General features: G+C 63.8%; 18 protein-coding genes and 2 pseudogenes. 7 read left to right on the top strand and 13 right to left on the bottom strand.

Features of this window, described 5'->3' with window-relative positions; all coding sequences use genetic code 11:
- Positions 1–343: pseudogene (locus tag NFJ07_RS24865) on the top strand (hypothetical protein); the annotation flags it as partial.
- Between the two features lie 95 nt (positions 344–438).
- Here the strand turns inward: NFJ07_RS24865 and NFJ07_RS24860 are convergent.
- The 3 genes from NFJ07_RS24860 to hisS all read right to left on the bottom strand — a co-directional run bounded on the left by NFJ07_RS24860 (position 439) and on the right by hisS (position 4,610).
- A complete protein-coding gene (locus NFJ07_RS24860) occupies positions 439–1,209 on the bottom strand; it encodes a GNAT family N-acetyltransferase (protein ID WP_269998710.1) in 771 nt (256 codons plus the stop codon).
- A gap of 100 nt (positions 1,210–1,309) precedes the next feature.
- Positions 1,310–3,103 (bottom strand): aspartate--tRNA ligase, encoded by a 1,794-nt coding sequence (aspS, locus tag NFJ07_RS24855; protein WP_269998708.1) that lies wholly within the window; start codon positions 3,101–3,103, stop codon positions 1,310–1,312.
- Positions 3,104–3,251: 148 nt separating this feature from the next.
- Positions 3,252–4,610, bottom strand: a complete 1,359-nt coding sequence (gene hisS / locus NFJ07_RS24850; protein ID WP_269998707.1) for a histidine--tRNA ligase — start codon at positions 4,608–4,610, stop codon at positions 3,252–3,254.
- Positions 4,611–4,869: 259 nt separating this feature from the next.
- Between hisS and NFJ07_RS24845 the strand changes: the two genes are divergently transcribed.
- From NFJ07_RS24845 to NFJ07_RS24835, 3 genes are all read left to right on the top strand, one after another.
- The gene (locus NFJ07_RS24845; protein WP_442865398.1) at positions 4,870–5,643 is read left to right on the top strand and encodes a peptidylprolyl isomerase; all 774 of its coding nucleotides are present in this window, start codon (positions 4,870–4,872) and stop codon (positions 5,641–5,643) included.
- A gap of 65 nt (positions 5,644–5,708) precedes the next feature.
- Complete coding sequence (locus NFJ07_RS24840; protein ID WP_269998704.1) at positions 5,709–7,247, top strand: DUF349 domain-containing protein; 1,539 nt, start codon at positions 5,709–5,711, stop codon at positions 7,245–7,247.
- A 108-nt stretch (positions 7,248–7,355) separates the two neighbouring features.
- Complete coding sequence (locus tag NFJ07_RS24835; RefSeq protein WP_269998702.1) at positions 7,356–8,015, top strand: type IV toxin-antitoxin system AbiEi family antitoxin; 660 nt, start codon at positions 7,356–7,358, stop codon at positions 8,013–8,015.
- Between the two features lie 11 nt (positions 8,016–8,026).
- Here NFJ07_RS24835 and NFJ07_RS24830 read toward each other — a convergent pair whose 3' ends face one another.
- From NFJ07_RS24830 to pdxT, 9 genes are all read right to left on the bottom strand, one after another.
- Complete coding sequence (locus NFJ07_RS24830) at positions 8,027–10,420, bottom strand: RelA/SpoT family protein (protein WP_269998701.1); 2,394 nt, start codon at positions 10,418–10,420, stop codon at positions 8,027–8,029.
- A 149-nt stretch (positions 10,421–10,569) separates the two neighbouring features.
- On the bottom strand, positions 10,570–11,583 hold the full coding sequence (gene secF / locus NFJ07_RS24825; RefSeq protein ID WP_269998700.1) for a protein translocase subunit SecF: 1,014 nt from the start codon (positions 11,581–11,583) through the stop codon (positions 10,570–10,572).
- A complete protein-coding gene (gene secD / locus NFJ07_RS24820; protein WP_269998699.1) occupies positions 11,583–13,337 on the bottom strand; it encodes a protein translocase subunit SecD in 1,755 nt (584 codons plus the stop codon). The genes secF and secD overlap by 1 nt, the downstream gene beginning before the upstream one ends.
- A gap of 109 nt (positions 13,338–13,446) precedes the next feature.
- On the bottom strand, positions 13,447–13,830 hold the full coding sequence (gene yajC, locus NFJ07_RS24815) for a preprotein translocase subunit YajC (RefSeq protein WP_269998711.1): 384 nt from the start codon (positions 13,828–13,830) through the stop codon (positions 13,447–13,449).
- A gap of 189 nt (positions 13,831–14,019) precedes the next feature.
- Entirely contained in the window at positions 14,020–15,114 is a 1,095-nt protein-coding gene (ruvB, locus tag NFJ07_RS24810) for a Holliday junction branch migration DNA helicase RuvB (protein WP_269998698.1), read from the bottom strand.
- Positions 15,107–15,751 carry a Holliday junction branch migration protein RuvA gene (ruvA, locus tag NFJ07_RS24805; RefSeq protein WP_269998697.1) on the bottom strand — a complete coding sequence of 215 codons (645 nt, stop codon included), beginning with the start codon at positions 15,749–15,751 and terminating at the stop codon, positions 15,107–15,109. Before ruvA ends, ruvB begins: the two co-directional genes overlap by 8 nt.
- A gap of 89 nt (positions 15,752–15,840) precedes the next feature.
- Positions 15,841–16,419 carry a crossover junction endodeoxyribonuclease RuvC gene (gene ruvC, locus NFJ07_RS24800; RefSeq protein WP_078108969.1) on the bottom strand — a complete coding sequence of 193 codons (579 nt, stop codon included), beginning with the start codon at positions 16,417–16,419 and terminating at the stop codon, positions 15,841–15,843.
- 45 nt (positions 16,420–16,464) lie between these two features.
- Positions 16,465–17,220 (bottom strand): YebC/PmpR family DNA-binding transcriptional regulator, encoded by a 756-nt coding sequence (locus NFJ07_RS24795; RefSeq protein WP_269998696.1) that lies wholly within the window; start codon positions 17,218–17,220, stop codon positions 16,465–16,467.
- Between the two features lie 3 nt (positions 17,221–17,223).
- Entirely contained in the window at positions 17,224–17,925 is a 702-nt protein-coding gene (gene pdxT / locus NFJ07_RS24790; RefSeq protein WP_269998695.1) for a pyridoxal 5'-phosphate synthase glutaminase subunit PdxT, read from the bottom strand.
- Positions 17,926–18,026: 101 nt separating this feature from the next.
- On the opposite strand from pdxT, the gene NFJ07_RS24785 reads away from it, so the two are divergent.
- Together NFJ07_RS24785 and NFJ07_RS24780 are read left to right on the top strand one after the other, a co-directional pair.
- Positions 18,027–19,322 carry a Mur ligase family protein gene (locus NFJ07_RS24785; protein ID WP_269998694.1) on the top strand — a complete coding sequence of 432 codons (1,296 nt, stop codon included), beginning with the start codon at positions 18,027–18,029 and terminating at the stop codon, positions 19,320–19,322.
- Positions 19,319–20,071: a type 1 glutamine amidotransferase gene (locus NFJ07_RS24780; protein ID WP_269998693.1), complete on the top strand. Its 753-nt coding sequence runs from the start codon at positions 19,319–19,321 to the stop codon at positions 20,069–20,071. Before NFJ07_RS24785 ends, NFJ07_RS24780 begins: the two co-directional genes overlap by 4 nt.
- Positions 20,072–20,664: 593 nt before the next feature.
- Here the strand turns inward: NFJ07_RS24780 and pdxS are convergent.
- Positions 20,665–21,591, bottom strand: a complete 927-nt coding sequence (gene pdxS / locus NFJ07_RS24775) for a pyridoxal 5'-phosphate synthase lyase subunit PdxS (protein ID WP_269998691.1) — start codon at positions 21,589–21,591, stop codon at positions 20,665–20,667.
- Positions 21,592–22,022: 431 nt separating this feature from the next.
- Here pdxS and NFJ07_RS24770 point away from each other — a divergent pair.
- Positions 22,023–22,563: pseudogene (locus tag NFJ07_RS24770) on the top strand (hypothetical protein); the annotation flags it as partial.

Below are 22,563 nucleotides of genomic sequence, written 5' to 3'. Positions count from 1 at the left end.
CTCACAACGGCACTACCCCAGCGAACACCAGGACTGGGAACCACCCCACTGGCCACACCACATCCCCATCACCGACACGGACACGCCCCCGGACCAAGACATGCCCGCATATCCGGGGCACCACGCCGTCCCGCCACCGGCCAGCCACCCCGGCCCGGAACCCGAACCGGAACTGCCCCAGGATCCTTTCCCGGATTGGCACCTGTTCGTTGACGCACATCCATGGCCCGACGCCGACGCCCCAGACGATCCGGGCGAGCCATCCCCGCCGGACGACCGCTTCCTGGACGACCTTTTCCTGGATGAACCCTTCCCGGAATGCCTCGTGCCCCAAGCCGCCTGAGCGACAGCCGCCTGACCGACGAGAAGTCCATACGGGGCGACACAGGTCCGCCGCCTCTGAACGCCCTCGTAAGAGGCGCAGCGCGGCCACGCCTCCTAGCAGCCTGACAACGCCCGCTGGGGCCGGGCCTGCCGGTAGAGGTACCTGCCATGCTCCGCGAAGCCGGCGCCTTCATACAGAGCCTGGGCGCCGGCGTTCGAAGCCATGACGAGCAGCCAAAACTCCGCCACACCCCGGTGGCTGCCTGCTTCCAGAAGCGCGCCGAGCACCCGCCGGCCGTAGCCGCGGCGACGCTGTCCGGCCGCGGTTACCATGCAGTAGATACCTCCCTTGCCGTCCACCAGGGCGAGGCGCCCGACAGCCGCCGGGGCGCCGTCGTCGTCCCTCACGAGAGCATAGATCGAGGGACAAGACGCAAGGATGTTCCGCGCAATCCCCAGCTCGGCGTCTCCGCCGCGCCCGTCAACGGACCACCATAGCCGGAGCCACTCTTCGGAAGGCGCTTCGGAGATCTCGACGTCGTTAGCCCGCCCGTCGCGCGGGACACCGGGAAGGGCGTCACCCGGGCGGACCATGATGAGGGTCTCGGACTGCCGGGTGAAGCGCTGCGCATCAAGCACCGCGTTGAGGCCCGTGCTCCGCTCGTCGTCGAAAACCTGGAAGATCAGAGGCAGGCGCCGGGAGCGATACCACTGCGTCGCGGCGCGAACTGCCGACTCGTGGTCATGGGCCTGTTCCTTGGGCCAAACCGAGTTTGCCCGCTGCGTGACACCTCCGGCGGCACGCATGACCCATCCCCCGGTGTCCTCACGGTCCGGGGCGGGCCACGCCCGGTCCATCAGATCCTCGATCAATGCAAGGCTCATGCCCCGTGCCATGCCTCCTCCTCAAAATCAGTCGCCGTCATGCTACGCCGAAGGCCCCCGCAATGTGCGGGGGCCTTCGGCGTACTACTGCGGTTTCCAGCTACTCCGACTTGGCTGCCGGCGCTGCCTGCGCCTTGGCTTCAGGCTTGAAGTCAACTCCGGCTTCCTTGCGCTGCTGCGCCGTGATGGGCGCAGGAGCAGCGGTCAGGGGGTCGTAGCCGCCGCCCGACTTCGGGAAAGCGATGACGTCGCGGATCGAGTCCACGCCGGCCAGCAGGGCCACGACGCGGTCCCAACCGAAGGCCATGCCGCCGTGAGGCGGGGCGCCGAACTTGAAGCCCTCGAGCAGGAAGCCGAATTTGGTCTGCGCGTCTTCCTTGTCCAGGCCCATCAGCTCGAAGACGCGCTCCTGGACATCGCTCTCGTGGATACGGATGGATCCGCCGCCGATTTCGTTGCCGTTGCACACGATGTCGTAGGCGTACGACAGGGCCGATTCCGGGTCCTTGTCAAAGGAGTCCATGAACTCGGGCTTCGGGGAGGTGAAGGCGTGGTGCAAGGCAGTCCACTGTCCGCCACCCACCGCGACGTCGCCGGAGGCGACGGCTGCAGCTGCGGGTTCGAACATCGGTGCGTCCACGATCCAGACGAAAGCCCAGTCCTTGGGGTCGATAAGGCCTGTGCGGTGGCCGATCTCCACTCGGGCAGCGCCCAGCAGGGCGCGGGACGGTGACTTCTCGCCGGCGGCAAAGAAGATGCAGTCGCCCGGCTTTGCGCCCACCGCGTCGGCCAGGCCGGCACGCTCGGTGTCCGTGAGGTTCTTGGCAACGGGACCGGTGAGCTCGCCGTCTTCCTTGAACAGCACGTAGGCAAGACCCTTGGTGCCACGCTGCTTGGCCCATTCCTGCCAGGCGTCCAGCGCGCGGCGGGCCTGCGAGGCTCCGCCGGGCATGACGACCGCGCCAACGTAGGGCGCCTTGAAGACTCCGAAGTTCGTGTCCTTGAAGAACTCGGTCAATTCGGTGAGTTCCAGGCCGAAGCGCAGGTCAGGCTTGTCGGAGCCGTACTTGGCCATTGCCTCGTGGTAGGTCATGCGGCGGATCGGCGTCGCGACCTCGACGTCGATCAGCTGCCACACTGCCTTGACGATGCCCTCGCCGAGCTCAATGATGTCGTCCTGGTCAACGAAGCTGGCTTCGATGTCGAGCTGGGTGAATTCCGGCTGGCGATCCGCACGGAAGTCTTCGTCGCGGTAGCAACGGGCGATCTGGTAGTACTTTTCGAAACCGCCAACCTGGAGCAGCTGCTTGAAAAGCTGCGGCGACTGCGGAAGCGCGTACCAGGAACCCGGCGCCAAACGCGCCGGAACAACAAAGTCACGGGCGCCTTCCGGCGTCGAGCGCGTCAGCGTGGGAGTTTCGATCTCCACGTAACCCTGCTGGTGAAGCAGTTCGCGGGCCACGCGGTTCGCCTCGGAACGCAGGCGCAGGTTCCGGGCGGGGCCGGGGCGGCGCAGGTCAAGGTAGCGGTGCTTGAGGCGGGCTTCCTCGCCGACTTCCACGTGCTCGTCGATCTGGAACGGCAGGGGATCCGAGGTGTTGAGGATCACTACTTTCTCAGCAATGACCTCGATCTCACCGGTGGCGAGGGCGGGGTTTTCATTGCCTTCGGGACGCTTGCTCACGGTGCCCACGATCTGCAGCACGTATTCATTGCGCAGGCCGTGGAAGACCTCTTCCTCGCGGACAACTACCTGGGCGACACCGGACGCGTCACGCAGATCGACGAAGGCCACGCCACCGTGATCTCGGCGGCGGCCTACCCAGCCTGCCAGGGTGACGGTCTGTCCAATGTGCTCGGAACGCAAGGATCCGAGGTCATGTGTGCGTAGCACAGCATTCCTTTCAACATGATTTTCAGCGGATCATGGCTAAACGATCCCGTTCGAGTTTACCCGTATGGATGAAGGATGGCCGCCACGAGGCGCCGCCCGCTCCCGGCCGACGCCTATGGTTTGACGCCTTTGAGGTGCCGTTTCGTGCCTAGCGCGTGGTGATGCGGACGTGGAGATCCTCGGGTGACGGCTCCCAGCTGGCCGGATCCGCGTCGACTTGCTCTCCGGTGCGGATGTCCTTCACTTGGTGCTTGCCGTCGTCGTCCGTGAACCAGACGAAAGGAATGCCGCGTCGGTCGGCGAATTTAATCTGCTTGCCGAACTTCTCGGCCTTCGCCGCAACTTCGGTTGCGATCCCCCGTCCGCGCAGCTGGGCCGCGACATCCTGGGCAGCAGACCAGCTGTCGTCGTTGCTAAGCGCCACAAGCACTGCCGTGGGGACCGAGCGCGACGCCGTAGCGAATTCCTGGCTCAGGATGCGGGAAACGAGACGGGTCACCCCGATCGAGAGGCCGACGCCGGGGAACTTCCGGTTGCCCTTGCTGGCAAGGGCGTCGTAGCGTCCGCCGGAGCAAATGGAACCGAGCTGCTCGTGTCCCACCAGGACGGTTTCGACGACGGTACCGGTGTAGTAGTCGAGGCCCCGGGCGATGCTGAGGTCGGCAACAACCTTGCCAGGGGCGCGCTGCACGGCAGCCTGAATGACTTGTTCCAGCTCGCTAAGGCCCTCTTCAAGAAGCTCGTCCGAGACGCCGAGGGCTCGCACCTGCGCCACAAAAGACGTGTCTTCGGTGCGGATGCTTGCGAGCTTCAGAGCAAGCGCTGCCTGCTCATCCGTGGCGCCAAGCTCGGTCCTGAGCAATTCGGCAACTTTCGCGTCGCCGATCTTCTCGAGCTTGTCGATGCTGCGAAGCACGCCCGCGGTGTCCGTGAGGCCGATACCGCGGTAGAAGCCCTCGGCCAACTTGCGATTGTTGATCCGCAAGCGGAAGTCCGGGATGGGAAGGGCGCTCAGCGCTTCCGCAATGACGAGGGCAATCTCGACGTCGTAGCGGAACGGCAGCTCGCCGTCGCCCACGACGTCGATGTCAGCCTGCGTGAACTCGCGGGCGCGGCCTTCCTGTGGACGTTCCCCCCGCCAGACCTTCTGGATCTGGTAGCGGCGGAACGGGAAGGCGAGGTAGCCGGCATTTTCCACGACGTAGCGGGCAAATGGCACCGTGAGGTCGAAGTGGAGGGCCAGGGCGTTGGGATCTGCCTTGTCCGACTTTCCGCTTTCGCTGCCGGGGGCGTCCTCGTCTTCCTGCAGGCGGCTGAGACCGTATACCTCTTTGTCAATCTCGCCCTTGCGGAGGAGTTGGCCGACTGTTTCTACAGCGCGGGTCTCGATGGAAGAGAAGCCATGGAGTTCGAACGTCCTGCGCAAAGTGTCCAGCACATGCAGTTCCACCAACCGCTCCTGGGGAAGCCACTCGGGGAATCCGGACAGGGAGGCGGTACGAGCCATGGTGGAAATTTCTCCTCAATGATTGCGCGGGCCGGACCCGGCGCCACGAACCACGGGCCGATTCGGCTCAGGTTAGGCGGGTGTCCAGCCAGTCATGCATAAACTATGTGCGGCAGCCAGTTTATGCTTTCGGCGCCTGCACATCTAATGCGGGCACCTGGTTCGGGTTGCCTGCGATGGAAGCTTGTCCAGACAACCAGGAGGACTCTTGTCTACAAGGCCGCGGGACAACCGTGAAGCCAAACGGCGCATCAGGCAGATGGAAGCCAAGCGCGAGCTTCGGCATGCACAGGGCAAGCGGCGCCGCCGGGACAATGTGATCGCCGTCGGTGTGGGCGCCGCCGCCCTGATTGTCGCCGTCGTGCTCCAACTCACGGTGTTCAACTCGAACCCGAGCGAGTCGGAGTTCGCAGCCGCGCAGGCCGGGCTAAGCTCGCCGTCGGCCGCCGCCTCTGCGACCCCATCCGCTTCCGCCGCAGCGACCGGCTCGAATAGTGCCGGCATTCCCAAAGCGGACACCGCCGCGGGTAAGACGTTCACTGGGCAGCTCAGCCTCAACGGAGGGGCAGTCGGCGTCGAACTGGATGGCACAACAGCTCCCCAGGCCGCAGCCGTGTTCAAATCGCTCACTGATGCTAGTTACTACAGCGGACTCAAGTGCCCTCGACTGACCACCGCTGACAACTTCGCGGTGCTGCAGTGCGGCGCAAAGGGGACGGACACCACCGATGACCCCAACTTCCACTGGGGACCACTGGAAAACATCCCCGCCAACAACACCTACCCGGCCGGAACCATCGCCGTCGCCAGGACCAGCAACAACGCCTACGGCAACGGGCACCAATTCTTCATCGTGTACAAGGACACGGTCATTCCCCCGGATTCTGCCGGCGGGTACACGGTTGTCGGCAAGGTGACGAGCGGCATGGATGTAGTGACGAAGATTGCCCAAGCGGGTATTAATCCGGGCAGCAGTGCCACCGACGGCGCCCCTGTGGCAGCTGTCACGATAGACTCGTTTTCTCTGAAGTAACCAGCCCGGACAACGGTCCACGGCGCATTACCTTAGTAATCCCTCCAAGCGAAAGACTTTTAGCGGTGACAGACAGTCAGAAATCCGACGAAACTGCAGTAGTGGCCAACGAAGAAGAAATCCAGGCACCGGTAGCCGAGCAAACCGCCGTCGAGCCAGCTGCCCCGGCAGACGAGGCGATCGAATCCGCTGCCCCGGCAGACGAGGCGGCCGAGTCCGCCCCCAAGCCTGCTTCTCCGGCGCCACGACCGGCTCCCTCGCATGCACCTTCTCCCGCGGCATTTGCTGCCCGCCCGAAGGCCGCGGCCAGCGTGATTCCGGCCGCGCCGGCAGCCCAGCCTACGGCTGTGTCCTTGGCGGAAGCCGCCAAGTGGGGCCGGGCCGAGGGTGACGGCCACGTCTTCCTGACCATCGACGGCGAAGAGCAGCCGGTGGGACAGTACCCGGGAGTGAGCACCGACGAGGCGTTGGCATACTTTGCCCGGAAGTACGACGACGTGGTCGCGCAGATCGTTTTGATGGAACACCGCGTGGAGTCCAAGGCCCCGGCCACGGACATGCAGAAGACGGTCGAGCACCTTCGCGAGCAATTGGCAGAGCGAAACATGGTGGGCGACATCCGCACTGCGGAAGCCCGTCTCGACGCCTTGGCCGGACAGATTTCTGAATTGGAGAAGTCCGAGAAGGCCGCGCACGACGCCGCACGCTCCGCGGAGCTCGCGGCACGCGAGGCGATCGTTGCAGAAGCCGAATCCATCGCGTCCCAGGATCCGTCCCAGGTCCAGTGGAAGACGTCGAGCGCCCGCATGAACGAACTCTTCGAGAGCTGGAAGACAGCCCAGAAGAACGGCATCCGGCTTGGACGAAGCAACGAGGACGCACTGTGGAAGCGGTTCCGCTCGGCCCGTACCGTCTTCGACCGCCACCGTCGCGCCTACTTCTCCCAGCTGGACAGCACGAACTCTGCCGCAAAGGTTGCCAAGGAACAGCTGATCGTCGAGGCAGAAGCCCTCTCCAGTTCTACGGACTGGGGATTCGCGGCCGGTGAATACCGCCGCCTCATGGACCAGTGGAAGGCTACGCCTCGCGCCAGCCGCAAGGACGACGACGCCCTCTGGCTCCGCTTCCGTGCTGCCCAGGACGTCTTCTTCAGCAACCGCCAGGCTGCCAACGACGAGATCGACCAGCAGTACACAGTCAACCTTTCCGTCAAGGAAGAGCTCGTTGTCGAGGCTCAGGCCCTGCTGCCCATCACGGACCTCAATGCCGTAAAGAAGGCCCTGCAGTCCATCCGTGACCGCTGGGAAGAGGCCGGAAAGGTCCCCCGCGCCGACATGGGCAGGATCGAAGCCGGCCTACGCAAGGTTGAGGACGCTGTCCGCGAAGCCGAAGACGACAAGTGGCGCCGGAGCAACCCGGAAACCAAGGCCCGCACCAACAGTGCCCTGTCACAGCTGGAGGCGGCCATCGCCGGTCTGAAGGAAGACCTGGAAAAGGCCGAAAAGGCCGGAGACCAGCGCCGCATCAAGAACGCACGTGAGGCCCTTGAGGCCCGCGAGGCGTGGCTCGACCAGATCCAGCGCTCGGCCAACGACCTCGCCTAGCACTACATGGGCTGGTAGTACTACCTAAGCTGACAGGCTCCGTCCCGGTTATCCACATAACCGGGACGGGGCCTGTTCTCGTTGCGACGGCCACGCGATGATTGCTGAATGGCCCCAAAATTCCCGCGCCCGCAGCAACACGACTTCCCTGCCCAGGAGCTGTACGCGCCCAGCCCTCTCTTCACTTGGGCCGAGCTTCAATCAATGGCTGCTGACGGGGTGCTCACCCCGCTCTACGAGAAGAGCTTCACTCCTCCCGGCCTGGTTGTCACGCCCAGGCTCCGCGCCCGAGCGGCCGCCCTGGTAATTCCGGACCGCATTCGCAGGAAGGTCATTGCGGGCCGCATGACGGCGGCCTGGATCTACGGTTGCGCCGACGCCCCGGAAAGGCTTTCGCTCCTGGTTGACGCCAAACACCGAATATCGAGCTTGCGTTCGGCCCGCGCCTGCATTTTGCACGAAGTCCGCTTGGGCCAACTGGACGTGGTCAGCATCGGCGGGCTGCTCGTGACCAGTCCCCTCCGGACGGCCGTGGATGTAGCTCTTCACGTCGAGGCGGACAGGGCCCTGCCCGCACTGAGAATGCTGCTGTCCCAGGATGAGCTGGGTGTCCGGCTGCGGCTCTTGACCCTCGCGGTGGAGGCGTCAGAGAGGGTCCCCCACAAGAAGGCTGCTTTGCGCAAACTCGCCGCGCTGGCTGCAACTGCTAAGACACCGCCGCGCGACGCGCCCATGGCCGAGGCATTCCCACCTGAGGCGGCCGCCTGAGTTGCTACGGTTCAGCTTCTCCTGCGATTGCCCGTGGTCCTGTAGACATCGAAGACGCCGTCGATCCTGCGCACGGCGCTGAGCACATGGTGCAGGTACTTCGGATCGCCCATTTCGAAAGCGAAGCGCGAGATGGCCACCCGGTCGCTGGACGTGTGCACGGAAGCAGCCAGGATGTTGACGTGGTTTTCCGACAACACGCGGGTAACGTCCGAAAGCAACGACTTCCGGTCCAGCGCTTCCACTTGGATCTCAACCAGGAAAACACTCGATTGGGTCGGAGCCCATTCAACCTCGACGATGCGATCGGGCTGGTCACGGAGATCCGAGACATTCGTACAGTCCGTGCGGTGTACCGACACACCCGAGCCCCGCGTCACGAACCCGAGGATCGGATCAGGCGGTACAGGCGTGCAGCAGCGGGCCAGCTTCACCCAGACATCCCCTACGCCCCGGACAATGACGCCGGAGTCCGAGTACCGGGTCTTCTGGAGTTGCGAGGGAATACTGACTTCGTCCAGGTCCTCATCGGGCGTCTCATGGCCGCCAAGGTGCTCCATGAGCTTTTCCATGACGGACTGCGCCGAAGTATGCCCATCGCCCACACCGGCATACAGACCGGAAATGTCAACGTAGTGGAATTCCTCCGCCACCGTGGAGAGGGCGTCATGTGTCATGAGCCGTTGCAGGGGCAGGTTCTGCTTACGCATTGCCCGGGTCAGTTGGTCCTTGCCGCGCTCGATGGCCTCTTCGCGGCGTTCCTTGCTGAACCACTGCCGGATCTTGTTGCGGGCACGGGCGCTCTTGACGAAATGCTGCCAGTCCTGGCTCGGTCCTGCGCCCTCGGCCTTGGAGGTGAAGATCTCCACCCAGTCGCCGTGATTCAGCTCGCTGTTAAGCGGGACCAGCTTGCCGTTGACGCGCGCACCGATGGTCCGGTGACCCACCTCGGTGTGCACCGCGTAGGCGAAGTCCACCGGCGTCGAGCCTGCAGGAAGGGCCATGACCTCGCCCTTGGGGGTGAAGACGAACACCTCACGGGCATTGATCTCAAAACGCAGCGAGTCCAGGAACTCCCCCGGATCCGACGTTTCCTGCTGCCAGTCGACCAACGAACGCAACCAACCCATGTCGCCGTCCTTGGGACTACCCGGGCCAACGGCGGTCCGGTTGGGCTGGTCCTTGTACTTCCAGTGAGCCGCCACGCCATACTCGGCACGGCGGTGCATTTCGTGAGTACGGATCTGGATCTCGACGGGCTTTCCCCCGGGGCCGATGACCGTGGTGTGCAAGGACTGGTACATGTTGAACTTCGGCATGGCGATGTAGTCCTTGAACCGCCCCGGCAGCGGGTTCCAGCGCGAATGCAAGGTGCCAAGAGCCGCATAACAGTCACGGACGGAGTCCACCAGGACACGCACGCCCATGAGGTCGTTGATGTCGTCGAAGTCCTTGTCCCGGACGATCATCTTTTGGTAAATCGAGTAGTAATGCTTGGGACGCCCCGTGATGGTGGCCTTGATGCGGGCAATGCGGAGGTCATCGGCAATCTGGTTGCGGATGACGCTCAGGCTCTTCTCGCGCTCCGGAGTGCGGTCCCCCACCATCCGGACGATTTCTTCGTACACCTTCGGATACAGGGCGGCGAAGGAGAGATCCTCAAGTTCCCATTTGATGGTGTTCATGCCGAGGCGGTGGGCCAGCGGCGCAAAGATCTCAAGGGTTTCACGCGCTTTGCGTGAGGATGATTCAGCGGAAACAAACCGCCACGTACGGGCATTGTGCAGCCGGTCCGCAAGCTTGATCATCAGCACGCGGATGTCCTTGGCCATGGCCACAACCATCTTGCGGACGGTCTCGGACTGAGCAGCCTCACCGAATTGGACTTTGTCCAGCTTGGTGACACCATCCACGAGCATCGCGACCTCGGGGCCGAAATCGCGTGTCAGGTCAGCGAGGGTGTAGGGAGTATCCTCCACCGTGTCGTGCAAGAGTGCAGCGGCCAGGGTTGTGCCGGTGAGCCCCAGTTCAGCCAGGATCGTGGCCACTGCCACGGGGTGGGTGATGTACGGATCGCCGCTCTTCCGCTTCTGCCCCTGATGGCTGCGCTCGGCTACGGTAAAGGCCCGCTGGATGAGATCCAGGTCTTCTTTGGGGTTGTTCGCCCTGACTGTCCGCAGGAGCGGTTCGAGGATGGGCGAATAGGTGCTCGCGCCCCGTCCAGTCAATTTCGCCAGCCTGGAGCGCGTCCGCTCACGCCGTCCGGGGAACGTCGGGCGCACGCCCGGGCTGTCCACGGGAACACCATCCACGGTGCTGCCCGTAGCTGCAGTTGCGGTGCCGGGCACGCGGCTCAGGCCGTCCTCTCCGCCCGCCGGCGGCGCCGACGTCGTACGTTCCTCCACAAAAGCACCTCTCACGACTGACTTAATTCTCCCAGTCTATTCCCGCTGGTGACCTGTCCAAGAACCAGTACCCAGATGACGGCGCCGGGGAACCGAAAAGGCCGGCCAACGCTTTTCAGCGGTGACCGGCCCTTCAACGGGAAACCAGGCTAAACGGTGGCGGCTTCCGCGCTCGAGCTGGCGGCTGCCGCGCGTCGAGTTGCCACCTTCTTCGCCTGCTTCTGCATCTCGGGTTCGCTCTGGCGCAGCCAGGCGTAGAGCGGAGCCGCGATGAAGATCGTAGCCGCGGTACCGATCAGGATGCCGACGAACAACGCGAGGGACAGGTCGCGGAGCGTGCCAGCGCCCAACAGTCCGGCACCGATGAAAAGAATCGCGGCGACGGGCAGTACTGCCACCATCATGGTGTTGATGGAGCGCACCAGGGTCTGGTTGACGGCGAGATTGACCTCTTCGGCAAAGGTGCGCCGACTGGAGGTGCTGATGTCCGAAGTGTTTTCACGGATCTTGTCGAAAACCACCACGGTGTCGTAGAGAGAGTAGCTGAGAACCGTCAGGAAGCCGATGATGGCCGACGGTGTCACCTCGAAATCGCTCAGGGAGTAGACACCGGCCGTAGTGAACATCGTGACCAGCATGCCCGCGAGGGCAGACACCGACATCTTCCAGGTACGGAAGTACAAAGCCATCAACAGGGCGGCCAAACCCACGAACACCGCGAGGCCAATCAGGGCCTGCTTGGTGACGTCTTGGCCCCAGGTGGGGCCGATGAAGGTCGAGGTGACCTCATTGTCGGTGACACCGTAGGCCTTTGCGAGGTCCGTTTTGATCTTGACGGTCTGGTCGTCGCTGAGTTTGTCGGTCTGGATGCGCATGGTGTTGCCGGCGACATTGGCGACGCGCGGAACTGCACCGGGTACGACGTCGTGCACTGCCTTTTCGCCCGGGGTGGAATCGGTGGTCTTCACGTTGGAAACCGTGAATTCGGAGCCGCCCCGGAAGTCGATTCCGAGGTTGTAGCCGCCCTTGACCACCGGCAGGAGGATGGAGATCGCAACCGCCACAGCGGCGATGATGAACCAGATCTTCTTGCTGGATACGAAGTTGTAAGAGCGCTTGCCCGTGTAGAGCTCGTTACCGAACTTTGCGAAGCTCGTGGTCATTACTTCTCCTCCTTGGTGCCGTTGGAAGAACCAGCCAGCTGAGCTTGCTTCTCGGCAAGCCGACGTTCGGCGATGGTCATGCGGCGCTCGGCTTCCGCAGCAGCGCCGGAGTTGCGGGCGCGCACGACGGCGGGCTTCTCGGTCGGCGTGCGGAGCCTGCCGGCACCGCGGTACAGCGGCACGGCGCCCAGGCGCTCAGGGTCGAGGCCGGAGAAACGGTGCCCTTCGCCGAAGAACTTGGTCCGGGACAACACCTGGAGCATCGGGTGCGTGAACATGAACACGACCAGGAGGTCTGCCAGCGCAGTGAGGCCAAGGGTGAAGGCAAAGCCGCGAACGTTTCCAACAGCGACGAAATACAACACCAAGGCAGCGAGCAGGTTGACGGCCTTGGAGGCAAGGACCGTGCGCTTGGCGCGCTTCCAACCATTCGCGACGGCGGACACGAGGCCCTTGCCCTCACGAAGTTCGTCACGGATGCGTTCGAAGTACACGATGAAGGAGTCGGCAGTTTGGCCAATGGCCACGATGAGACCTGCCACACCGGCCAGGGACAGCCGGTAGTTCTCAGTCCAGCCAAGAATCGCGATGGCAAGGTACGTGAGTCCGCCGGCCACCACCAGGGAGAAGATGGTGACGAAGCCCAAGGCTCGGTACTGGAAGAGCGAATAGACCACCACGAGGAGGAGGCCGATCACACCGGCCAACAGGCCAAGACGCAGTTGCTCGCCACCGAGGGTGGCGGAAATCTGCTCCTCGGACTGGATATCGAAGCTGATGGGCAAGGCGCCGTAGCGAAGCTGGTCTGACAAGGCCTGCGCGGAAGCTTGCGTGAAGTTGCCAGTGATCTGCGGCTTGCCATCGGTGATGACGGCGAGGGCACGCGGCGCGGAAATGACTTGGTCATCCAGGACGATGGCGAACTGGGCCTTGGGGTCGTTGCCGCCCTGTGCCTGCGATGCCACATAGAACTGGTTGAGCCTCTGGGTAACGTCCTTGAAGGTCTTGGTGGCGTTGGAGTCGAACGTGATAGTCACGCCCCACGCGTTGGTCACCGAACCTTGTGCGCCCTGGACGGGATCGAAGGAGGACGAAACGATGTCCTGGCCCTTCACCTCGACCGGGCCAAGGATGTACTTAACGGCAGGAGTCGTGGCCGTTGCCGGCTCGCATGTCACCAGCGGCTTGGCGGGATCGGACCGCGGCTGCTTGTCCTGGGCCGGATTGACACAGTCCAGGGCTTCGAAGGCCTTGTAGACATCCGCCGTCACCCAGTTGGTGTCACTGGCGTTGGCCGGCGCAGCCGTGGGCTTGGGCAGGCTTGCGTCCGGCGTCCGCGATGCCACCGGAACGGCCGCAGGGTCTCCGGTGGTGATCACCGGGCGGAAGTTCATGTCGGCAGAAGCCTGGATCAGGGCACGGGTTTCCGAACTTGGCGTCCCGGGAAGGCTCACCACGACGTTACGGCCGGACTGCGTGGTGATTTCCGCTTCGGCAACGCCTGAGCTGTCAACGCGTTGGCGAATAATCGCGACGGCCTGGTTCAACTGTTCTTCGTTGATACCGGTGGATCCTTCGACCTTCGGCGCGAGAATCATTTGCGTGCCGCCCTCAAGGTCAAGCGCAAGCTTTGGTGCCCAACTTGCATGACCGGTGATAACGCCGCCACCGAGGACTGCTGTCAGTACAGCGAATATTGCGACAAGCCAGATCAGCACCCTGCGGGCTGCATTCTTGTGGCCGGTTCGTGCCATGTTCGATCTTCCTGTTGATGACGGAACAGCCGCCGACGTGCACTGGTGAGCGCAGGCCGGCGGCGATTCATTGCCGTAGAACTATTCCCGCTTGTAGAGCGGGTACGGTCTAGTTGTCCTTCTTGCCTTCGTCGTTGAGGCGCTTGAGGGTTTCCTCCGGGGTCTCCGTGGACACCGACGCGTCGGCATCAGCGGCTGTCAGCGACGACGCGTCATCCGGAACGTCAACTGACGGCTCCTCGGCGGGCTCAACAATCTTGGTAACGGCCTGGCGGTGCACGGTTGCAAGGTTGCCGGGAGAGAGCTCTAGGACAACCTTGTTCTCGGCGTCGTCCATCGAGACGATTCGGCCGAACAGTCCGAAACTGGTCATGACGTCAACGCCAGGAGCGAACTGGGACTGCAGCTTGGCCTGCGTTTGCTGCGTCTTCTTGTTGCGGCGGAACATCATGAAGATGAAGACGCCGAGCATCGCAAACAGCAGGATTGTCATTGGATCCACAGGGAAGTTCCGTTCTTTACTTGCGTTTTTGGTTTCACGGCTATGTCTGCCCGGTGGATCCGGCGGCCGTGGAGCTTTCCCCACTTGGCCGCACAATGCTCCGACGGGCGGGCACAGAACCAAGGACTCGAACGTGCCGAGTGTCATACCAGTCTAGAGGGTTAAGCTGAATGGATCGTGCTACAGCCCGTTGTCGATGCTTTCAGCCCCATTTTCCGAGCCCTCGAAAGTTTCGTCAGCCTCGAACAAGGCCAGCGGATCCTGCCCGAACACTCCTGCCGGTACTGCATATCCAAGGTGCGTCCAAGCGGACGCCATGGCAATCCTGCCGCGAGGCGTCCGCCCCAAGAGGCCTTCACGCACGAGGTATGGCTCAGCGACCGTCTCGACGGTCTCCGGCTCCTCCCCGACGGCGATCGCGAGGGTGGAGAGCCCCACGGGACCCCCGTTGAACTTGGTGATGAGGGCCTCCAAGACGGCACGGTCCAGGCGGTCCAATCCACGCTGGTCCACTTCATACATGTCCAACGCGGCGGAGGCGGCACGGGCATCGATTTGTTCGATGCCGTGGACCAAAGCCCAGTCCCTAACACGGCGCAGCAGCCGGTTGGCGATACGCGGAGTTCCCCGGGAACGGCCCGCGATCTCGCTGAATCCGGCCGAGTTGACCTTCAGATCAAGCAATCCGGCCGAGCGACGCAGAACCAATTCAAGCTCCGCCACGGAATAGAACTCCAGGTGACCGGTGAAACCAAAGCGGTCACGCAGCGGACCAGGCAGCAGCCCGGCCCGCGTGGTGGCGCCCACGAGGGTGAACGGCGGCAGCTCAAGCGGAATGGCAGTTGCGCCTGCACCCTTGCCCACCACGATGTCCACCCGGAAATCTTCCATGGCCATGTACAGCATTTCCTCTGCAGGCCGGGACATCCGGTGGATTTCATCGAGGAAGAGCACTTCGCCCTCCGAAAGCGATGAGAGGATCGCTGCAAGATCTCCGGCATGCTGGATGGCCGGGCCGCTGCTGATCCGCAAGGGCGCGTTCATCTCGGCCGCGATGATCATGGAGAGCGTAGTCTTGCCCAGCCCTGGCGGGCCCGAAAGCAGGACGTGATCCGCGCTGCGGCCGCGCATCCTCGAGGCTTCCAGCACGAGCGAGAGTTGCTTGCGAACGCGGTGCTGGCCTACGAAGTCGTGCAGGTTCTTCGGGCGCAGTGCGGCCTCGATGATGCGCTCTTCGGGTTCCTCTCCCCCGGTAACGAGGGACTGCTCAGCCACGGCTGCCTACCCGGTTTCCAGCGCGCGCGCCGTCCTGCCCAAGCCAGCGAAGGGTTGCACGCAAGATTTGGGCGACGTTGCCGGCGTCGGCAAGTTCCGGGGAATCGGCCATTGCTTTGTCGATACTGCCGGCGGCGTCCTTCTCCGACCAGCCGAGGCTTGTCATGGCAGCGACCACCTGCGGCTTCCAGACGGACTCGGCCGCGACAGCCGGGGCGACTCCTGGTGCGGTGCCGTGCGGTACGAGCTTGCCCGCCAGCTCCAGGACGATCCTGCCGGCCACCTTCGGCCCAATGCCGGGGACCTTGGTGAATGACTTGGCATCACCGGAATGGGCGGCCACCCGGACCGCTTCGGGCTCGTGGACGGCCAAGACGGCGAGGGCCAGCCGCGGCCCCACCCCGCTCACACTAAGCAGGACATCGAAAACTTCCCGTTCGTCGTCGTTCGAGAAACCAAAGAGCGTCAGGGAGTCCTCCCGGACGATCAACGAGGTGAACAGCTTCGCTTCCTCGCCGACGTGCAGGTGGCTGAGGGTTTGGGGCGTGGCGTAGACGCTCATTCCGGCACCGTTGAGATCGATGACGGCCGTGGAGAGACTGACGTGTGCCACGGTTCCGCGGAGAAAACTGATCAAGACCCGGCTCCTGAAGTACTGCCCCGTGCATGCTGCGCCGCGGGCTATCCGAACATATCTACGAATACCCTAGCAAGTGCCACCGACAATTACCGGGCGCGGCGCGCTTTCGCTTCGGCTTCAGCCCAGGCTCGCTGGGCAGGCGTCAACGCACTGCTACCTGGTCCGGTAGTAGCAACGGCGGCACCGCTGCCTGCCCGCCACGCGTGCGTGACGGCGAGGGCCAACGCATCCGCCGCGTCGGCCGGTCGCGGCGGGGCGTCCAGGCGCAAGATCTTGGTGATGAGTTTTGTCACTGCTTCTTTATTGGAGGTGCCGCTTCCCGTAACGGCAGCTTTGACCTCCGACGGCGTGTGGAGCGCCACCGGGATGCCGCGCCGTGCGGCGGCCGCAATGACCACCCCCGATGCCTGTGCGACGCCCATGACCGTACTGACGTTCAACTGCGAGAAGACCCGTTCGACCGCGAGAACGTCAGGTTTGTACAGGTCCAGCCATTCATCGATGGCCTTGGCGATGACCAGCAACCGCTGGTCCAACGATTGCTCCGGGGAGGTTCCCACGACGCAGACGGCCACCATCGTGGCGCGGCGGTTCCGTTCGACGTCGACCACTCCGATGCCGCAACGGGTGAGGCCCGGATCGACTCCCAATACGCGAAGAGTCAAGTCCGGGCCTCCCTGTTTGTTATGAAGCTGTGTTGCAAGTGTGCGCTACTCGGCTTCGAGCGCAGCCTGGACTTCCTCGCTCATGTCCGCGTTGGTGTAGACGTTCTGGACGTCGTCGAGATCCTCAAGGGCGTCGACGAGTTTCATGAACTTCTTGGCACCGTCGAGGTCCAGCGGGACCTGCATGGACGGGACGAATTCAGCTTCGTCCGTCTCGTATTCGATGCCGGCTTCCTTGAGGGCTTCGCGAATCGCCTGGAGATCGGTGGGCTCCGAGTGGATTTCCCAGTTCTCGCCGCTGTCCTTGACTTCCTCGGCGCCGGCGTCGAGCACGGCCATCAGGATGTCGTCTTCGCTGAGCCCGTTCTTGGGCAGGTTGACGACGCCCTTGCGGGTGAAGAGGTAGCTCACGGAGCCGGGGTCGGCAATGGTGCCGCCGTTGCGGGAGATTGCCAGCCGGACCTCCGAGGCAGCACGGTTCTTGTTGTCCGTGAGGCACTCGATCAGAAGGGCGGAACCCTGCGGGCCGCGGGCTTCGTACATGATCTCCGTGTAGTCGACCACTTCGCCGGTCAGGCCGGCTCCGCGCTTGATGGCGCGGTCGATGTTGTCGGCGGGGACCGAGGTCTTCTTGGCTTTGGTGACAGCCAGTTCCAGGCTGGGGTTGCCGGCAAGGTCCGGTCCGCCCATACGGGCTGCGACTTCGATGTTCTTGATCAGTTTGGCGAACGACTTGGCCCGGCGGCTATCGAGGATGGCCTTCTTGTGCTTGGTCGTCGCCCATTTGGAGTGGCCTGACATGCTTTAAACTTCCCCTCGGATCATTCGAATAAACAATTCATGCACGCGCTTCTCCCCAGTCACTTCCGGGTGGAAGGAGGTGGCCAGCAACCGACCTGAGCGCACTGCAACAATTCTAGCCAACCCATGCAAAGTGTCCGTGTGGGTGGCTTTGCCCGGTTCTACCTGGGCAAGGATTTCGACGCCGGGACCGACGCGTTCCACCCACGGTCCGCGGATGAAGACGGCATGGACGGGGTCGACGCCGGACTGGCCTGCGCTGAACTCGAGTCCTTTGAAGTCAAGGTCGGTTTCGAAAGACTCGCGCTGCCGGCCGAAGGCGTTGCGGCGAACCGTGATGTCCAATCCACCGAAAGTCTGCTGCGGATTCCCGGCGAGGTCTGTGGCGGGATCGGCGATGTCGTCCGCCAGCAGGATCATGCCGGCGCAGGATCCATAGACCGGCAGCCCGGACGCGATCTGCTTACGGATGGGATCCGCAAGTTCAAAGATGCGCGCCAGCTTGTCGATGGTGGTCGACTCGCCGCCGGGGATGATGAGGCCGTCAATGTCGTCGAGTTCCGCCGGACGCCGGATGCCGACGCCGGTGGCACCGGCCGCTTCGACGGCGTGGATGTGCTCACGAAAATCGCCTTGTAGTGCGAGGACGCCGATGCGCAGGCCCGAGCCCACGCTTGATGACGCCTCGGAAGGGGGATTGGTCATTCGACCATCATAATGCGCTGCCGATGCCGGGCCCGCCTCGGCAACCTCCTTGCACGCTCACAGCACGTGGTTCATGCACCAACTGGGATATATTACAGAGCATGTTTTCGTTCACCGTTCCACTCGGCAAGCTGGTCCGTGCTGTGTCCCGGCTTCGCGGCGGGGGTTCGGCTTTGCCTGGCCTCGTGGTCGAGAAGATCGACCCCGGCTTCATGCAGAGGACACTGTCCTCGCTCCCCCACGGTGTGGCGGTGGTGAGCGGGACCAACGGCAAAACGACCACCACCAAAATGGTGGTGGAGCTCTTGGAAAGCCAGGGCCTGAAGGTCTTCACCAACCGGACGGGCAGCAACTTCACCCGGGGCGTGGCAGCTGCCCTCCTGGGTGAGGTGGACTGGCGCGGCCGGTTGGATGCCGACGTCGCGGTCTTGGAACTCGACGAGGCACATGCCGTGCACTTCGTGAACAAGGTGCCGCCGCGCTACTGCCTTCTCCTCAACGTCCTCCGCGACCAACTGGACCGTTTCGGCGAAATCGACACCACAGCCATGCTTCTCCAGCGCATCGCCGAGCGGACCACCGGCACCGTGGTCCTGAACCGCGAGGACCCACGGGTCGCCCGCATCGCGGGAGCCATTAGCGGCCCCGAGGTGCTCTACTTCGGATTGGACGAATCGCTCCGGAGCACCTTCCCGAACGACGACGACATGCGCACCGCGGCTCCGGGAACCAGCCCTCAAGGCGACGTTCCCGCCTCCCAAGCGGCCGACGTCGTCCTCCGCCGAGTCGGTACCGATGACGCCGACTTCGAGTTCGACGGAACCCGTGTGGCGACGCACATGAAACTCCGCGGCGTCTACAACATCTTCAACGCCGCCGCCGCATTGGTGCTGGCCAGGACCATCACCGGGGCAAGCGGACGGCCTGGCGATGCTGCCAAGCTGGTCAAGGCGCTCTCCGAGGTGGCTCCGGCCTTCGGCCGCGGGGAGAGCCTGACGGTGGATGGCCAGCCCCTTGAGTTGGTCCTGGTAAAGAACCCGAGCGGTTTCCGACTGGGCCTGAAGTCATTCCCTGCGAAGGGCTACGCGTCCATGATCGCCATCAACGACAATTATGCCGACGGCCGCGACATGTCGTGGCTCTGGGACGTTGAATTCGAATCCCTCCGCGAGGACGGTGTCGAGGTCCTCACCGGTGTGCGTGCATACGACATGGCCTTGCGCCTCCAATACGACGACGTCCGCTTCGGCTCAGTGGACACGGACATCCCTGCAGCCTTGGCTGAATTCATCCGGGGGTCGGCGGGCAAGCCGAAACGCGTGTTCTGCACTTACACCGCGATGTTGGCCATCCGGCGTGAACTCTCCAAAATCACCACAGTAGAGGTGGTCTCATGACCCCGGCCGAAGACACCGCCCTCCACGCTAGCAAGGGCACCATCCGTGTTCTGCAGCTCTACCCCCGTGACATGAACATCTACGGGGACTGGGGCAACGCACTGGTTCTGCGGCAGCGCTTGCTCTGGCACGGCTACACGCCTGAGCTCCTTGAATACAACGTAGGCGACGACTTCCCCGAAGATGTCGATCTCATTGTGGGCGGCGGCGGCCAGGACAGCGGCCAGACAGTCATCCAGGACGATCTCCAGGCACGCGGCGAGCAATTGCGCGGGATGGCCGAGGATGGGACGCCCATGTTGGTTATTTGCGGGCTTTACCAGCTTTTCGGCAAGTTCTTCAAGACGAAGGCCGGTCCCGTCATCCCCGGCATCGGCATCCTTGACGTGGAAACCGTAGGCACCGATGAACGCCTCATCGGAAACGTCGCCCTCACCTCACCCGAGTTCGGCGAAATCATGGGCTACGAAAACCACAGCGGACAGACCTCCCTGGGTCCCGGCGTCGAGCCCCTCGGCACCGTGTCCAAGGGTGCCGGCAACAACAGCAAAGACAACCATGAAGGCGCCAGGCACCGGAACGTTGTTGCCAGCTACCTGCACGGTTCCTTGTTGCCCAAGAATCCTGCCATCGCCGACTTCCTGATCCGGACCGCCGTCGAGCGTAAGTACGGCACTTTCGTCCCCGGCACGCCCGACGACGATTTTGCCCGCCTAGCGCGGGAGCACGCGGCGCGACGGCCGCGCTAACCGCTACTTTTCCTGCGTGATCAGCCACTGTATTTGCCCCAGGTGGAGCAGTGGTTGGCTGGGCCTTGGCCGGTACTCTGTCGAGCATCGGGCTCACGCTCGCCAGTTGTGCCGGCTGGTAGCGTGCCTCCTTCCAAGCACGCACATCCGAAAGGTGGCCCCATTGCCAATAGGGTTCCGAATCCTTGGATAAGCGCTTCGATCTTCGCCCGGGCAATCATGTTCGCCTCGTGGCAGCCCTTCGTCTGGTGGCGAGGCGTTGCATCAGTCATCGCCCACCCAAGTAACTAGCAGTTGTTGTCGTTTTGAGCCCTCATAACGACAACAACTGCGAGTTAGTTGGGTTAACGCACGACGCCGGTCGGTCACCACGAAAGGTGACCGACCGGCGTCGTACTAAGCCGCACTACACGGAGGCGGACACAGATCCGGCAGCGTGCGTAAAAGGGGCCCTGCGTCCGGCTCGCCGCGAAGCGGCCTAGCCGGGCGTGGGGAATAGCACGCAGAGGATCAGGGCTTGCCGGCGGGCAAGCCGGGCGCGGGGAATAGCGCGCAGAGGATCAGCGCCGTCCGGCGCCCTTCAAAGGCGAGACTTACCAGCCGCGCTCTGCAAGGCGGTGGGGTTCGGGGATTTCCTCGACGTTGATGCCCACCATGGCTTCGCCCAGGCCGCGGGAGACCTTGGCGATGACGTCGGGGTCATCGAAGAAGGTGGTGGCCTTCACGACGGCGGCGGCACGCTGGGCCGGGTTGCCGGACTTGAAGATGCCCGAACCGACGAACACGCCGTCCGCACCGAGCTGCATCATCATCGCGGCGTCGGCCGGGGTGGCGATGCCGCCGGCGGTGAACAGCACGACGGGGAGCTTGCCGGTGGCGGCGATTTCCTTGACGAGTTCGTACGGGGCCTGCAGCTCCTTGGCCGCGACGTACAGCTCGTCCTCGGGCAGGGTGGAGAGCCGCAGGATCTCGGCGCGGATCTGGCGCATGTGGGTGGTGGCGTTAGAGACGTCGCCGGTGCCGGCCTCGCCCTTGGAGCGGATCATGGCCGCGCCCTCATTGATGCGGCGCAGCGCCTCGCCGAGGTTGGTGGCACCACAGACGAATGGAACGGTGAAGTTCCACTTGTCGATGTGGTGGGTGTAGTCGGCCGGGGTGAGCACCTCGGACTCGTCGATGTAGTCCACGCCGAGGGACTGCAGGACCTGGGCTTCGACGAAGTGGCCGATGCGGGCCTTGGCCATGACGGGGATGGACACGGCGGCGATGATCGCGTCGATCATGTCCGGGTCCGACATGCGGGACACGCCGCCCTGGGCGCGGATGTCGGCGGGAACGCGCTCGAGCGCCATTACGGCCACGGCACCGGCATCTTCGGCGATGCGGGCCTGCTCGACGTTGACGACGTCCATGATGACGCCGCCCTTGAGCATCTCGGCCATGCCGCGCTTAACGCGGCTGCTGCCCGTAACGCTGGCTGCGGACGAACCGGCTTCGTTGCTTACATCAGGTGTAGACACAAAAACCCCTATGGGTAGATAGAAGACCTTGGCCGGGGCGCAGGCGGACAGGGGCCACACACAGCGCACACCGGATTTCCAGGTCACATTGACCAAGTAAGTTCAATACTAGTCCCCTGCGCTGTGCCCGTCGTACTTGATTACCAGCGCCGGACCACGCAGTTCCGCCGGTGCCGGAAAGCACCGCGGACCGGCTGATATTAGTCCCGCGTGTCGCGATACTTCAGGTGGCCACTGACGGCACCAGATTGATCGCCGAATCTCCGACAGCCCAGGCATCCGTCGCCGCTGGCCCGATCGCTGAGGCGATCCGGGTTCATTGGGACCTCAACACCTGATATTTGAGACGTGTTTTCCTTGTTTCGCTTTTCGCGACGCCGATTGGCAGCGCGAGGGCCTTAAATGTCAGACCCCCGTGACAGGGTTTATTCATGGAAGGCATCGGTCAACTCGTGGCACGTCGGGCAGCCCAGCCCGACGGCGGGATTGCGTCGCCGGGACGTCTTTCCCGCCGCCTGAAGCCCGTCGCCGCCCGGCACGCCGCGCTTCAAAACCCCGCCCAGCTCCGAAACCCGGCCGCCGCCGTGCCGTCGCCCGCAAATGGCCTTGATCAGGCGGTGGCGGCGATGGCTGCGCTGCGCTCAACCGCTGCCTCCGACGCCCGCTCGCTCGATTTCACCGATGCCACTGATTTCGCCGGCAAGATCGAGGAGATCTCCCGGACGGTGGAATTTTTGCAGATCGTCGCGGCCAAGGCCGTGGAACGGACGCGCAGCGAAGCCCAAGCCTCCCGGCAGCCGTCCGCGGCGCCGGGCTGGAGGACCGGCTGGGCTGAGTCCATGGCAGTGGCAGCAGATACGGCCGCCGTGCCCGGCACGACCACCGCGCCGGGCCCGGACGTCCCGGACCTCCCGGCACCGGCTCCCGCGCCCGGCCTTAGGGAAGCAGCCGCCGCGGTTGACGACGGTTACC

It is taken from the genome of Arthrobacter sp. B2a2-09 (genome assembly GCF_027587375.1).
GTDB lineage: Bacteria > Actinomycetota > Actinomycetes > Actinomycetales > Micrococcaceae > Arthrobacter.
This window is presented reverse-complemented; position numbering and strand designations above follow the sequence as displayed.